This window comes from Embleya australiensis (genome assembly GCF_051903075.1).
In the GTDB taxonomy this organism is placed as follows: domain Bacteria; phylum Actinomycetota; class Actinomycetes; order Streptomycetales; family Streptomycetaceae; genus Embleya.
This window is the reverse complement of the sequence record NZ_CP182422.1, coordinates 1,576,536-1,589,598: the sequence shown is the minus strand read 5'-3', so window position 1 is coordinate 1,589,598 and position 13,063 is coordinate 1,576,536. Positions and strand designations below refer to the sequence as shown.

General features: G+C 71.5%; 13 protein-coding genes. 6 read left to right on the top strand and 7 right to left on the bottom strand.

Annotation, left to right across the window (positions count from 1 at the left end; all coding sequences use genetic code 11):
* The first annotated feature begins 70 nt into the window (after nucleotides 1-70).
* The gene (locus ACMXN5_RS06590) at nucleotides 71-1,432 is read left to right on the top strand and encodes a sensor histidine kinase (RefSeq protein WP_439677963.1); all 1,362 of its coding nucleotides are present in this window, start codon (nucleotides 71-73) and stop codon (nucleotides 1,430-1,432) included.
* A gap of 428 nt (nucleotides 1,433-1,860) precedes the next feature.
* On the opposite strand, the gene ACMXN5_RS06585 is transcribed toward ACMXN5_RS06590, so the two are convergent.
* Together ACMXN5_RS06585 and ACMXN5_RS06580 are read right to left on the bottom strand one after the other, a co-directional pair.
* Nucleotides 1,861-3,090 carry a styrene monooxygenase/indole monooxygenase family protein gene (locus tag ACMXN5_RS06585; protein ID WP_439674450.1) on the bottom strand — a complete coding sequence of 410 codons (1,230 nt, stop codon included), beginning with the start codon at nucleotides 3,088-3,090 and terminating at the stop codon, nucleotides 1,861-1,863.
* 163 nt (nucleotides 3,091-3,253) lie between these two features.
* Nucleotides 3,254-3,727: a hypothetical protein gene (locus ACMXN5_RS06580; protein WP_439674449.1), complete on the bottom strand. Its 474-nt coding sequence runs from the start codon at nucleotides 3,725-3,727 to the stop codon at nucleotides 3,254-3,256.
* Nucleotides 3,728-3,893: 166 nt separating this feature from the next.
* Here ACMXN5_RS06580 and ACMXN5_RS06575 point away from each other — a divergent pair, with 166 nt between their 5' ends.
* A complete protein-coding gene (locus ACMXN5_RS06575; RefSeq protein ID WP_439674448.1) occupies nucleotides 3,894-6,407 on the top strand; it encodes a DEAD/DEAH box helicase in 2,514 nt (837 codons plus the stop codon).
* Nucleotides 6,408-6,486: 79 nt separating this feature from the next.
* Nucleotides 6,487-6,870, top strand: coding sequence for a hypothetical protein (locus ACMXN5_RS06570; protein WP_439674447.1), 384 nt, complete (start codon nucleotides 6,487-6,489; stop codon nucleotides 6,868-6,870).
* A gap of 15 nt (nucleotides 6,871-6,885) precedes the next feature.
* On the opposite strand, the gene ACMXN5_RS06565 is transcribed toward ACMXN5_RS06570, so the two are convergent.
* A complete protein-coding gene (locus ACMXN5_RS06565; protein WP_439674446.1) occupies nucleotides 6,886-7,746 on the bottom strand; it encodes an aminoglycoside phosphotransferase in 861 nt (286 codons plus the stop codon).
* A 204-nt stretch (nucleotides 7,747-7,950) separates the two neighbouring features.
* Nucleotides 7,951-9,024, bottom strand: coding sequence for a DUF2867 domain-containing protein (locus ACMXN5_RS06560; RefSeq protein ID WP_439674445.1), 1,074 nt, complete (start codon nucleotides 9,022-9,024; stop codon nucleotides 7,951-7,953).
* Nucleotides 9,025-9,125: 101 nt separating this feature from the next.
* On the opposite strand from ACMXN5_RS06560, the gene ACMXN5_RS06555 reads away from it, so the two are divergent.
* Nucleotides 9,126-9,701: a TetR/AcrR family transcriptional regulator gene (locus ACMXN5_RS06555; RefSeq protein ID WP_439674444.1), complete on the top strand. Its 576-nt coding sequence runs from the start codon at nucleotides 9,126-9,128 to the stop codon at nucleotides 9,699-9,701.
* Nucleotides 9,702-9,715: 14 nt separating this feature from the next.
* On the opposite strand, the gene ACMXN5_RS06550 is transcribed toward ACMXN5_RS06555, so the two are convergent.
* The 3 genes from ACMXN5_RS06550 to ACMXN5_RS06540 form a co-directional block, all read right to left on the bottom strand.
* Nucleotides 9,716-10,261 carry a hypothetical protein gene (locus tag ACMXN5_RS06550; protein WP_439674443.1) on the bottom strand — a complete coding sequence of 182 codons (546 nt, stop codon included), beginning with the start codon at nucleotides 10,259-10,261 and terminating at the stop codon, nucleotides 9,716-9,718.
* A gap of 3 nt (nucleotides 10,262-10,264) precedes the next feature.
* Nucleotides 10,265-10,471: a hypothetical protein gene (locus ACMXN5_RS06545; RefSeq protein ID WP_439674442.1), complete on the bottom strand. Its 207-nt coding sequence runs from the start codon at nucleotides 10,469-10,471 to the stop codon at nucleotides 10,265-10,267.
* Between the two features lie 238 nt (nucleotides 10,472-10,709).
* A complete protein-coding gene (locus ACMXN5_RS06540; RefSeq protein ID WP_439674441.1) occupies nucleotides 10,710-11,939 on the bottom strand; it encodes a helix-turn-helix domain-containing protein in 1,230 nt (409 codons plus the stop codon).
* A gap of 115 nt (nucleotides 11,940-12,054) precedes the next feature.
* Between ACMXN5_RS06540 and ACMXN5_RS06535 the strand changes: the two genes are divergently transcribed.
* Complete coding sequence (locus tag ACMXN5_RS06535) at nucleotides 12,055-12,366, top strand: 4a-hydroxytetrahydrobiopterin dehydratase (RefSeq protein WP_439674440.1); 312 nt, start codon at nucleotides 12,055-12,057, stop codon at nucleotides 12,364-12,366.
* A gap of 103 nt (nucleotides 12,367-12,469) precedes the next feature.
* Nucleotides 12,470-13,006, top strand: a complete 537-nt coding sequence (locus ACMXN5_RS06530; RefSeq protein ID WP_439674439.1) for a hypothetical protein — start codon at nucleotides 12,470-12,472, stop codon at nucleotides 13,004-13,006.
* Nucleotides 13,007-13,063: the final 57 nt, after the last annotated feature.

Below are 13,063 nucleotides of genomic sequence, written 5' to 3'. Positions count from 1 at the left end.
CGCCCGGGTTTCGGGGTCGGGCAGTCCGAGGTCGGAGCGCGGCCCGAGGCCGGCCCGGGCGCCGAGGGGGCTGCGCGGCACGTTGGTCCGGGTCTCGTTGGCGGTGACCACGATGGTGGCGCTGGCGTTCCTGATCCCGCTGGTGCTGGTGATCCGGGAGATCGCCGCGGACCGGACCTTCACCGATGCCGAGCGGCAGGCCGCCGCGTTGCAGCCGGCGTTGGTGATCACCACCGATCGGGCCGCGCTGGAGCCGGCGATCGCGAGTGTGCCGGCCGGTTCGGGCGGGCGGATCGCGATCCACCTGCCGGACGGGTCGGTGCTCGGGCGACCGCGGGCGAGCGAGCACAACGTGGCGGGCGCGCGCGAGTCGGCCCGCTCGTTCCGGGTTCGGGCGGGCGGCGGCTGGGCGCTGTTGCAGCCGGTGGTGCTGGATCAGGGGCGGATCACGGTGATCGAGGTGTACGTCCCGGACGGCGACCTCGACCACGGCGTGGGCACCGCGTGGCTGGTGCTGACGGGGGTGGCGGTGATCCTGGTCGGCGGTTCGGTCCTGGTCGCCGACCGGCTCGGCGCGCAGGTGGTGCGCTCGGCCCGGTCGTTGGCCGCCGCCGCGCGTTCGCTGGGTACGGGCGACCTGGAGGCGCGGATCGCCCCGCAGGGCCCCTCCGAACTCCAGGAGGCCGCCACGTCGTTCAACACGATGGCCGATCGGGTCGAGCAACTGCTGGCCAACGAGCGGGAGATGGCCGCCGACCTGTCGCATCGCCTGCGCACCCCGCTGACCGCGCTGCGGCTGAACGCGGCGGCGCTCGGCGACGATCCGGTGGCCGAGCAGACCCGGCACGCGGTGGCGCAACTGGAGCGCGAGGTGGACGAGTTGATCCGCGGCGCGCGCCGGTCCAGCGCGAGCATCGAACGGGTGGGCTGCGACGCGGCGGAGGTGGTGCGGGCCCGGATGGACTTCTGGTCCGCGCTGGCCGAGGACGAGGACCGCCCGTGGCAGCTGGCGGGCGCGGAGGCGCCGGTACGGGTCCCGGTGTCCCGGAGCGACCTGGCGGCCGGTCTGGACGCGATGTTGGGCAACGTGTTCCGGCACACCGAGGAGGGGGTGCCGTTCTCGGTCACACTGCACGCGGGCCGGGAATCGGTGATCCTGCTGGTCGCCGACGGCGGCCCCGGCATCGCCGACCCGGAGACCGCGCTGCGGCGCGGGCACGGCCAGGGCGGCGACGGCTCGACCGGCCTGGGCCTGGACATCGTGCGCCGGCTCGCGGAGGCCACCGGGGGAGAGGTCGGCCTGGGCCGCTCGGTGCTCGGCGGCGCGGAGGTGAGCGTGCGGCTGGGTGCGGGCCGTACGGAAGCAGTCACCCGGCGCAGTCGTCGAGCCGGCAAGAGTCGGCGCGGCCGGCGCCGGACCGGTGTCGGCTGAGTGTCCCGACGCGTTCCGCCGCTTGTCGGCGGCGCCGATCTTCTCACTCTGAGTCACTGGTCGTGTGCCCCCCGGAACCTCGGCGACGATTCACTCTTAAGAGGGCCTTAAACCCTCGTCCCGGGCCCAATCCGGTCGGGTCGACAGGTGTTCTTCGGCCACGGTTTTCACTAGCCTTCAGAACGACGGTCCATTCGGAACCAACGGGACTCCCCCCTTTCCGAGTGGGCCAGGCGCAGCCCAATCCCCCCCAGGGTCTGTAGCCGTTCGGGGATCTGATCCCCGGCCGTTCGTGTCCCCACCCCCACCCGGGGCACGACGGCACCGGCCCGAGAGCGTGAGCTCTCGGGCCGGCCTTCTTTGTGCGCCCGTCGGCGCCGATCGTGGAGTCCTGGGTCGCCGGACCCCACGACGGGGAGCCGATCGCCCTACAGCGCGCCGACGCCGTGCAGGAACGCCTTCGTCTTCTCCGGCTCGTACATGAACTCCTCGAACTCCGCCGGGTTGTCGAACGCGCTCATGATCGCGTCGCAGACGGCCGGGCAGTCGTTGCCCGCGCCCATCAGCATCTGCACGTGCTCCGGCGGGGCGCCGAGCAGGGCGGTGGAGAACTTCACCCCGTGCCGGGCGCGCTCCCAGAACGTGGCGAACAGCGACTCCATCCAGGCCGCGTCGAACGGCCGGTCCCCGTGCGCCACGATCGCGTTCAGGTACAGGTCGGCGGCCCGCGCGGCGTTGTTGGCGCCCTGGCCGCTGAGCGGGTCGTTGGTGACCAGCACGTCGCCGATGCCCAGGGCGACGCCGCCGGAGGGGAGTTGGGCGACCGGCTTGCGCACGACGGGGGAGAAGCCGCCGCTGAGCACGCACATCGGGTCGGTGAGTTCGGCCCGGCTGATCCGGTCGTGGTCCCACGGCGCGAACCGGCGGACCACGTCGCGCATCAGCGTCCAATAGGTTTGCGGGTCGCGCACACCGCCGAACACGTCCAGCGGTCCCCCGGGGATCGCCTCCAGCAGGATGATGTCGCACGGCCCGGACAGGGTCAGGCCCGGGAACATGATGATCTCGCCCGCCTCGGGGATGGCGTTGACGTGCAGCGCGTCGTGTCCCACCGCCGGCCTGGGCGTCGCGCCGTGGAAGTAGGCGACCGCCAACTGCCGCTGCGGGGTGGTGAATTCGGACTTCTCGTGGTCCCGGTCGAACATCGACACCAACTCGCCCTTGCCGGCGGCCACCACCACGAGGTCGTAGGCGCGGGTGAACCAGTCGATGTCGGACACCGCGACCGGGTGTACCACCAGGTTGCCGCCCCGGGCCACGAACAGCTCCATCCAGGCGGGCATCTTCATCCGCTGGTCCACCGACTGCGCGCCGCCCAGGTCGCCCAGCCAGTCCACCACGGGTGTGCCGTCCGGGCCGGGGATGGTGAAGCCCGCCCGGTCGATCGGCGGCACCCGGTCGGCCCACAGGTCCAGCCCGTGCGGCCGTTCGAGGGCGATCGTCGACGGCATCATGATCTGTGTCGAGGTCACCCGGCCCGCGCGTATCTCGTCGGGCGTGCGCTCGGTCATCACGGTCACGTCGTAGCCGTGGGCGAGCAATCCCAGGCCGAGCTGGAGCCCGGATTGGCCGGCACCGACGATGAGGATCCTGCGCATGGCTGAAGTCCCTTCCCCTGATCAAGTCGCATGCATCGTATGGCTCGCGCTGCGTGTTCACGGGGGCACCGACGGGAACTCGGGGGCCGCCGACCGGAGATCGGGCCGCGGGGGTCGGGGAGCGGGGGTGGGCCGCGAGGGCGGCGCGCTTCGGGCGTCGACGTCAGGGGTGCGGCGCCGTCCACCGCTCGCGGGTGCTCCAGCCGGAGTCCCGGTCCCGGTCGTCCCGGATCCGCACGCTCCAGTAGTACGTGGTGCCCGACTCGTAGCGGAACCCCGACGGCCGCACCCCGGCGTGCTGCGCGGAGTGCACGACCCCGCTGTCCCACACGTCCGGGTCGACGCCGCCGGCGAGCACCGTGTCCAGTGAGTCCGGATCGGCGGAGATGACCAGCCGGTAGGTGCGCTGCGCGCGGTCGTGGCCGAGGTCGCCGTAGCGGACCGCCCAGCCGATCCCGTCCGCCCCCGCCCGTGCCTCGTCCGACATCGCGACCACGGTCGGCGCGCGTCGGGACGCCGGCGATCCGGAGCGGGCCGCGTACCCGAGCAGGCTGCCCGCCAGTACCACACCGGTGACCAGCACCAGGCCCGTGAGCAGCACCGGACCCACCCGCCCCACGCGTCGTGCCGACCCCACGAGCACTCCCCGTCCCAGGCGGCGGATGATCACGTGACCCTAGACATGTGACACGCGTCACCGGAAGCCCCCGCGACCGGCGCGCGGAGCGCCGCCGCCGACGCGCGGGCGAGGTCGTATCCGGGTTGCGTCCGGGGCGGGGTCGGCGAGCAGGCAGGATAGACGGGTGACTCTCATCGATCTGCTCCCCGCCGAGGCCGACCCCGACGCCCTGTACGAAGCCTTCGCCGCGTACGCGGAAGAGCGCGGCCTCACCCTGTACCCCGCGCAGGACGAGGCGCTGATCGAGCTGGTCTCGGGCAACAACGTCATCCTGAACACGCCGACCGGCTCCGGGAAGAGTCTGGTCGCCGCCGGCGCGCACTTCGCCGCGCTGGCCCGCAAGGAGCGCAGCTTCTACACCGCGCCGATCAAGGCGCTGGTGTCGGAGAAGTTCTTCGACCTGGTGGCCCAGTTCGGCACCGAGAACGTCGGCATGATGACCGGCGACGCCTCGGTCAACGCCGGCGCGCCGATCATCTGCTGTACCGCCGAAGTGCTGGCCAACATCGCGCTGCGCGACGGCGCGGACGCGGACGTGGGCCTGGTGGTGATGGACGAGTTCCACTTCTACGGCGACCCGGACCGGGGCTGGGCCTGGCAGATCCCGCTGATCGAGCTGCCGAGGGCGCAGTTCCTGCTGATGTCGGCGACGCTCGGCGACATGGACCACTTCCAGGCCGACCTGAAGCGGCGGACCGGCCGGTCCACCACGATCGTCAAGTCGGCCACCCGCCCGGTGCCGCTCTACTTCTCCTACCGGGTCACCCCGCTGCACGAGACCATCGAGGAGTTGCTGACCACGCGTGAGGCGCCGGTGTACATCGTGCACTTCACCCAGGCGTCGGCGGTCGAGCGGGCCCAGTCGTTGATGAGCATCAACATGTGCACGCGCGCGGAGAAGGACCAGATCGCGTCCGTGATCGGCCGCTTCCGCTTCACCACCAAGTTCGGCCGCCAGCTCTCGCGCTGGGTGCGGCACGGGATCGGCGTGCACCACGCGGGCATGTTGCCCAAGTACCGCCGGCTGGTGGAGCGTCTCGCCCAGGCCGGGCTGCTCAAGGTGATCTGCGGCACCGACACCCTCGGTGTCGGGGTCAACGTGCCGATCCGCACGGTGTTGTTCACCGCGTTGTCGAAGTACGACGGCCAGCGGGTGCGCCGGCTGCGGGCGCGCGAGTTCCACCAGATCGCCGGGCGCGCCGGGCGGGCCGGGTTCGACACGGTGGGCAACGTGGTGGCGCAGGCCCCCGAGTACGAGATCGAGAACCTCAAGGCGCTGGCCAAGGCCGGTGACGACCCGAAGAAGCGCCGCAAGGTGGTCCGTAAGAAGGCCCCGGAGGGCTTCGTCGGCTGGAACGAGGAGACCTACACCAGGCTCCAGGAGGCCGAGCCGGAGCCGCTGGCGTCCCGCTTCCGGGTCACCCACGCGATGCTGCTCGCGGTGATCAACCGTCCGGGCAACGCGTTCGAGGCGATGCGGCACCTGCTGGTCGACAACGACGAGCCGCGCGCGCAGCAGTTGCGGCACATCCGGCAGGCGATCGCGATCTACCGTTCGCTGCTCGACGGCGGCGTGGTGGAAAAGCTCGACGCCCCGGACGAGGAGGGCCGCATGGTGCGGCTCACCGTGGACCTCCAGGCCGACTTCGCGCTCAACCAGCCGCTGTCCACCTTCGCGCTGGCCGCGTTCGACCTGCTCGACCCGGAGGCGCCGACCTACGCGCTCGACGTGCTCTCGGTGGTCGAGGCGACCCTGGACGACCCGCGGCAGATCCTGGCCGCGCAGTTGAACAAGGCCAAGGGCGAGGCGGTCGGGCAGATGAAGGCCGACGGCATCGAGTACGAGGAGCGGATGGAGCGGCTGGCCGACATCCAGTACCCGCGCCCGCTGGAGGAACTGCTCGAACACGCCTACGCGATCTACATGCGCAGCCACCCGTGGGTGGGCGACCACCCGCTGTCGCCGAAGTCGATCGTGCGCGACATGTTCGAGCGGGCGATGACGTTCGGCGACTACGTCGGCTGGTACGAACTCGCGCGCACCGAGGGCATCGTGCTGCGCTACCTGGCGAGCGCGTACAAGGCGCTGAACCAGACCGTGCCGGACGACGCCAAGAACGAGGACCTGCACGACATGATCGCGTGGCTGGGCGAACTCGTCCGCCAGGTCGACTCCAGCCTGCTCGACGAGTGGGAGAAGCTGGCCAACCCGGACGCCACGCAGGAGGAGCTGGACGACATCGAGGGGCGGACCACGCCCGTCACCGCCAACGAGCGCGCGTTTCGGGTCCTGGTGCGCAACGCGCTCTTCCGGCGGGTGGAACTCGCGGCGCTGCGGCGCTACTTCCAGCTCGGTGAGTTGTCCGAGCAGGAGGGCGACACGGCGTGGGATTCGGAACGCTGGCAGGACGCGCTGGAGGACTACTGGGACGAGCACGACTCGATCGGCACCGGTCCCGACGCGCGCGGGCCCAAGCTGCTGCAGATCACCAAGGAGGACTCGGCATGGCGGGTCCGCCAGGTGTTCGACGACCCGGCGCAGGACCACGACTGGGGCATCACCGCCGAGGTGGACCTGACCGAGTCGGACGAGACCGGGCGCGCGGTGGTGCGGGTGGTGGCAGTGGACCGGATGTGAGGGGCGGCGGCCGGGATGGGACGCGCGGGGGCGCGGGTGATTGCGGTCGATCGTATGTGAGTTCGGGCAGACTGGGCCGATGACGAAGAAGCGGCTCGCCGTCGACGCACACGGCTCGATCCTGTCCCGGAACTCGCACAACTCGGTGTTGTCGATCGGGTCGGAGGGTTCGGTGCTCTCGATCGGCTCGGTGGGCTCGGTGTTGTCGATCGGCTCGGTCGGCTCCGCGCTGTCCTTCGGGTCGGTCGGCTCGGCCCTGTCGTGCGTGTCGATCGGCTCGTTTCTGGGCGTGGCCTCGGCGTTCTCGGCGCAGTCGGTGTGGTCGGCGTTCTCGTTCCAGTCGAGCGGCGGCCTGTTCGACGCCCACAACCGGCGCCGCGACGCCCGCGGGGCGGCGTTGCCGGTGGCGGTGGCCGTAGCCGCCCTGGTCACGACGGCGGCATTGGCCCGCAGGTCCCGCTGACGCCGCGTCCCGGGCCTATGCCCAGACGTCGGCCCAGGCCCGGGCCGAGGGGGCGATATCGGCCGCGCCCCGGACGCCGTCCGCCGCGTCCTCCTCCCATCGGCGCGCCTCGGCCCGGGTGAACGCGCGTACGCCCCGCGGCGTCGCCGTCCGCCATCCCGGTGTTCGGGCTGCCCAAGCCCGCGCCTGCGCGGGGGTGTGGCCGCCCGCCGACACCAGGCGCATGCCCCACAGGACGGGATCGATCCAGGCCGGCCCGAGCGCGGGCCAGGCCCAGTCGACGAGACGGGCCCGATCGCCGTCCACGAGGACGTTGCAGGCGGCCGGATCGGTGTGCATCAGGCACGCACCGGCCAGGAACGGCTCGTCCGCCGGATCGCACCAGTAACCCCAGCGATCCCACGCGGTCGGCAACGCCAACGCCGGTGTCGGGCAGCGCGCCACCTCGGCCAGGGCGTCCACCACCAGGGGCAGGTCCGGCGACCCGGGCGCGTAATCGGCGTGCCGGCCGCCGACGCCCTCGAACGCGAGCAGGTGCCACCCGGCGGCCGCCAGGCGCCACAACACGCGCGGCGCGCTCGCGGGCAGGAACGGGTTGATGCGCTCCTCCTGGGCGAGTTCATCGACGGGGGCCCAGGTCGGCCCCCACCAGCCTCCCGGATCCTGGTTCGCGTCGTCGGCGGCGGGCACGGGGTCGCGGCCACGCTGCCCCTTGACGAACACCGTGTGCCCGTCGGGCAGCGTCAACACCGCCGAGACACCACAGTTCGCCCCGGCCGGCGTGTCCGCCGCCGCGAACCCCGCGCCGAGCCGCCCCGCCACCGCGCTCCGCACCTCGACCGGAAGTCCGTGCCACGCGATGCGGTCGATGGTCACGTCACGACCCCGGCGGTGGCGGATGCTCCGGCGGCGCGGGCGGGTTCTTGTCCGGGGACACCGGACCGGGCGGGCGTCCCGGGTTGTTCGGGGTGGACGGTCCGCGCGGAGGCTTGCGCGTTTCACGCGTCATGCCCGGAGCCTAGACCGCCCGGCTGCCCGGCTGCCCGGCACAGAGAGTCGAACGACGACGTCCCGCCCGGCTCAGTGGACCCTGGTCGCGGCCTTGCGGAGTACACCGGGGACCAGGCGGCGGTGTACGGCGGACAGCGGAGGCCAGATCAGGCCGCCGAGGGTGCGGTCGTAGCGCAGGAAGGTCCCGAGTGAGACCCGCCCCTCGCTCGTGCGGACGACGAGGTTGGCGGTGAGGTTCGGGGACGCCGTCTCCAACCGGATCCAGTCCTCGCCGCGTTCGGCGACACGCCAGCCGGCCACCGTGTCCGGCGAGCGCCCATGGCTGAGCCGCAGGCCGAGCAGGCCGCGCCAGATCAGGCGCTCCCCGGTGTCGGGGACGTCGCCGAACATCGCCCGCGCCCACTGCTCGGGTGTGGCGTCGCCGGCCGCGTCCGTGGCGAGGGTGAACACGTCGACGTAGTCGAAGTCCGGGATCGAGGTGAGGGCGTGGAACGACGGGGGCATGTCCTTCCGTCCCACGACGGCGTCGACGGTGCCCGCCGGGCTGCCCCCTTCGGGGTTCGGGCGGCCGTACTCCCGCCAGGCGCGTTCCCATTGCCGGGTCAGCGCCGGGTAGACGACGAGATGGCGGAACGGCGCGATGGCGGCCATGTACAGCCGACCGAAGGTGCCGTTGGGCTTCACCAGGACCGCCATGCGCAACTCGTGGTCGCCGCTCGCGGTCGGCACCCATCCGAGGTGCATGATCGCGTGGACGGTCTTGTTCACCAACTCGCGGGCGCACTCGGTGTCCAGCTCGTACACGGGGGTGAGCGGCATCTCCTCGGACTCGAAGCCCGGGCTGTCGCGCAGGTCGGCGGGCAGGCGATCGCGCAGCGACGGAACCCGTGCCCCGATGCCGGCCTTCGGCTCGTCCCAGCCGAGCAGGGTGCCGATCTGCCGGCGCGCGGCGAACAGGAATCGGGCCGGCGCACTCTGCTTCGCGAGTCCGCCGGCCGCCCGCAGCGCGGCGAGCATGGTCGGGAAGTCGTCCGGCCCGGCGCCGGGTGTGCGGAACGACCACACGTCCTCCACCCGGAAGTCGCGGGTGAGTTCGTGGATGCGCCACGGCTGATCGGTGTACGCGGTGCGGGGGAGCTTCATGGGCAGAACCGCCTCGAATGCGCGATATACGGGTGCGTATAAAATGAGGCTAGCCGTTCTATACGGCTCCGTACATCGGCTTCGAAAGTGAAGTGGGGCACATGGTGGGAACACCGCGCACACCGCGGGACCGGTGGGTCGAGGAGGGCCTGCGCGCCTTGGCCGCCGGCGGTCCGGACGCGGTCCGTATCGAGGCGCTGGCCAAGCGGCTCGGCGTCACCAAGGGCGGGTTCTACGGCTACTTCGCCGACCGCGGCGCCCTGCTGGAGGCGATGCTGGAGACGTGGGAGCGGGAGAGCACCGACGAGGTGATCGACCGGGTCGAACGCGAGGGCGGCGACCCGAGGACCAAGATCCAGCGCGCGGGCGCGCTCACCTTCTCCAGCGACCGCCTGCTGCCCCTGGACCTGGCCATCCGCGACTGGGCCCGCCGCGACGAGGCGGTCGCGGAGCGGCTGCGACGCGTGGACGCCCGGCGCATGGCGCTGCTGCGCGAGATGATCGGCACGTTCTGCCCCGACCCGGACGAGGTCGAGGCGCGCAGCCTGATGGCCTTCGCGATGGCGATCGGCACCCACTTCCTGGACCTCGACCACGGCCCCCGAACCAAGGCCCAAGTCCGCGCCCACGCCGCCGACATCCTCCTAGACCGCCCGAGGCCGAAGCCGAAGCCCTGACGAGACGGACGGCCTCAGACGGGCCGGGTCATCGGCCCGGCCCGATACATCTCGGCGGCGGGCGCGGTGGCGGTCTTGTCGGCGAGTGCGCCGTAGTCGTATTCGACCATCCATTGCTCGCCGTCATGCCAGATGCGGGTGATGGTGCCGAGGTGGTGAAGCCCGTGGTCGAGCTTGCGCCACAGGTGCTCGCCGACGGACCAGGGGGGAGGTGAGGTGGACACGAGTTCTCCGTGAACACGAAACGGAACCGGTTCGGGGGTGGTGCGCTCGCGGTGCAGGATCATCCGCACGTAACCGGGCGAGAACCCGGCCGCGCGGGCGACGACTTCGACGGATATGCCGCCCCGGTACGCGTCGGCCACCGCGCCCCGAACCGCAGCCCCGGCGGCACGGCACCGCCGGCGGTGCGCGTCCTGCCGATGACGAGGCGCCGTCGCGGGGTCCGGCAACCACCCCTGAAGCCGCTCCCGCTCGCCAACGGCGGCGACCAGGCGCACGAGGGCGGCCGGCCGTGGGGTGGCGGCGGCACGGCCCTCCTCGCGGGCGCCATGGGGCATGGTTCAGCCGCCCGAGTTCGAGATCCGGCCGATCCCCGTGGGCGGCAGCGTCCGCATCAGGCGCATTCGGGCCTCGTGCACCAGCGCGGTCAATTCGGCGCGTGTCACGTCCAGTTCCGGGCGGCCGGGCAGCGCGATGCGGTGGGGGCGGGTCGAGTCGCCCGATTCGGCGACGCTCACCCGGACGACGATGTCGTTGCGCGGCGTCACGGTGTCACCGGCGGGAGTGCCGCGTTCGGACGGAGCGTGCGATCGGGCGTGGACAGGACCGGGTCGAGCCGCCTGATCGGCAAAACGGGCACGGTGCGCGCACACATGTGTCGGCTCATGGCATTCCTCGCGGTAACGGTGAACAGTCACGCAACCATGGACGAGGATGCACACGGCAACAGGGACAGATCGTCCCCCTACCTGAAAGGGGCAATCCGTCCCTGCTGTTCGTGCGCGTTCAGTCGATGACGCCCACGTTCTCCGCGAGTTGCACGACCTCGCTCCGGAGTGGGCCGCGTGTGGTCCGCCACAGTTCGGCGATCACACCCCGCGCCGCCGGAGTGAACCGCACCGCCTCCGGGCCGACCGTGACGGCGCGTTGCATCAGGTGCAGAGCCGCCGTGTGCTCACCTCGCTGGACGTGGCTGCGGGCGCTCTCCGTCCACAGTCGCGACTGGCGTTCCATCGACGGCATGGTTTCCGGATCGATGCGATCCGCGTACTCCAACGCCGTTCCCGCACGCCGCAAATCGGCCGCCACCGAGACCGCGTGGATGTCCACGTTCGTCCGCCCGAAGACCGTCCACGGATGCAGGTAGCCCGCCGGCAGGGACTTCGCCGTGGCATCGCCGCGCTGCCAATGCGCCCAGGCATCCCCGTCGTGGCCGGACTTCGCGTGCGTGATCGCGGCATGCAGCTGCAGCGCACCGTACAGGCCCCGCGCGTGCTCGCCGAGCTCGTCGAGGTGCGACCGCATTGCATCCGCCGCGTCGATCACCACCGCCAGCGCCTCGTCGCCGTCGGCCGTCTCGCGCAACGCGTTGCCGTAGCACCAGGCGGCCCCCGCGAGTGCCTCCGGGGTGTCGGCGTACTGCGCGGACGACATGCCGCGATCGGCCACCACCCACACCAGTTCGGCCGGTGCGATGTAGGCGATGTGCTGCTGTACGAGGTGGTAGATCGTGGCCAGGACCGCGTAAGCCTCGCGGCGCTCCGGCCCGTCGAGCACGCGGACCGCGACCTCGCCGTCGCCGATCAGATCCGGCAACAGTGCGCCGACCTCGCTTCGGTTGAACCGCGAGCCGTGCCACAGCCGCCAGGCGGCATCGACGCGCGCCCGGAGCGCCGCCACGTCCGGTGCCTCCGCAGGCCGAACGGCGGAGTGGTTGCGCTTCTTCACCGCCGCCCAGATGCCCGGGATCGACTCGTGGTGCAGGGCCGGTGACACGGGTTGCAACACCTCCCCGGCGCCGGTGCCGGTGAGGACTCCGAGATCCGTCAGCCCGAGAACGCATGCCAACCGCAGTATCAGTCTGTGGTCGCGCAGTTCACGCTCACCGGACTCGATCTTCTTGAGCCAGTCGGGTCCGCGACCACACAAACCCGCCAGGACCGGGCGGCTCATACCGCGCCGCCTCCGCAACCACTCGATCCGCTCGCCCATCGGCAGGTCAGCCGGCACGTCCATGAATACCCCCGGAGGTGGTGTGTGCACCTGCTGCCAAGGTACGCCGGAACGGCAAACAACCGTGACCTCACCGAACTCCTGGCTACGATCGGCCTCTGACGACATGGGGGTGGACATGGCACTCGCGCCGTTGACCGACGATCGAATCACCGCACTCCTCGCCGAAATCCCCGGCTGGCAGCGCGTCGGCGACGCGATCGAGCGGACCTTCACGCAGGCATATCACGAGACGTTGCACCTGGCGATGTACGTCGGTGCCAAGGCCCGCGAGATCGGCCACCACCCCGACATCCACATCCCCTGGCAGCGCATCCGCTTCTCCGTCACCACCCACGACGCCGGAAACAGGCTCACCGAGCGCGACTTCGAACTCGCCCGCTGGATCGACTCCATCGCCGAGGGCCACGGAGCGACCCCGAGCAACTGATCGCCGTCACCTCGACAGACCCCGCGCGGGCCGGGCGACAACTGAGGAGGACTGATTTCATGGACAAGCGCACACCCCTGGATGCCGTCGAAGGAGCCTCCCCATGAGTCGCAGTCGCCGTGAGATGGCGCGGACCCTGCGCCTGGCCCGGCGACTGAGGGGCAAGCGCGGTCGCAGGCGTGGCCGTCCCACGTTCATGTCCTGGCCGTCGATCGGATCCCTGCAAGTCCTCGAGTGGCGTCTGACCGAGCCGGGTCGTCCGGAGGCGCAACGGCTCCTGGAGCGCGTCATGGATGCGCTGTCCTGGAACATGAGCCTCGTCTACGGCGTCGACCTGGGACCACAAAGAGGGGCGATCTTCTTTTCCCAAGCCGCTCTGTACTTCGACGGACCCTCCGGCCTCGCCGTCACCTGCGGGCACCACGACCCGGCCCCGTCCGACCCACCCGAGAGTCCCGAATACGCGCGCTTGCACGCCGCTCTCGCCGCGCTCGAACGGCAGTGGCGCCACGAACTCCCGCCCTACCCCACACGCATCGTCCTTCGCGACGTCCGCAAGCGCCGCGAAGGGCAACTCCGAGCACTCTTCGACGCCTTCACCACCACCCACCCCGGCCTCACCGCCACTGTCCGCCGCTGAACTTCGCCGCCGCCGCGATCGACGCCCGCGACGGGTGGGCGACGGTCGAAACCTCCG

Coding starts and splice junctions, on each gene's coding strand:
- ACMXN5_RS06585 (WP_439674450.1), bottom strand. CDS start 3,090: ATGCGCAGGATCCTCATCGTCGGTGCCGGCCAATCCGGGCTCCAGCTC.
- ACMXN5_RS06570 (WP_439674447.1), top strand. CDS start 6,487: ATGACGAAGAAGCGGCTCGCCGTCGACGCACACGGCTCGATCCTGTCC.
- ACMXN5_RS06560 (WP_439674445.1), bottom strand. CDS start 9,024: ATGAAGCTCCCCCGCACCGCGTACACCGATCAGCCGTGGCGCATCCAC.
- ACMXN5_RS06555 (WP_439674444.1), top strand. CDS start 9,126: ATGGTGGGAACACCGCGCACACCGCGGGACCGGTGGGTCGAGGAGGGC.
- ACMXN5_RS06550 (WP_439674443.1), bottom strand. CDS start 10,261: ATGCCCCATGGCGCCCGCGAGGAGGGCCGTGCCGCCGCCACCCCACGG.
- ACMXN5_RS06540 (WP_439674441.1), bottom strand. CDS start 11,939: ATGGACGTGCCGGCTGACCTGCCGATGGGCGAGCGGATCGAGTGGTTG.
- ACMXN5_RS06535 (WP_439674440.1), top strand. CDS start 12,055: ATGGCACTCGCGCCGTTGACCGACGATCGAATCACCGCACTCCTCGCC.
- ACMXN5_RS06530 (WP_439674439.1), top strand. CDS start 12,470: ATGAGTCGCAGTCGCCGTGAGATGGCGCGGACCCTGCGCCTGGCCCGG.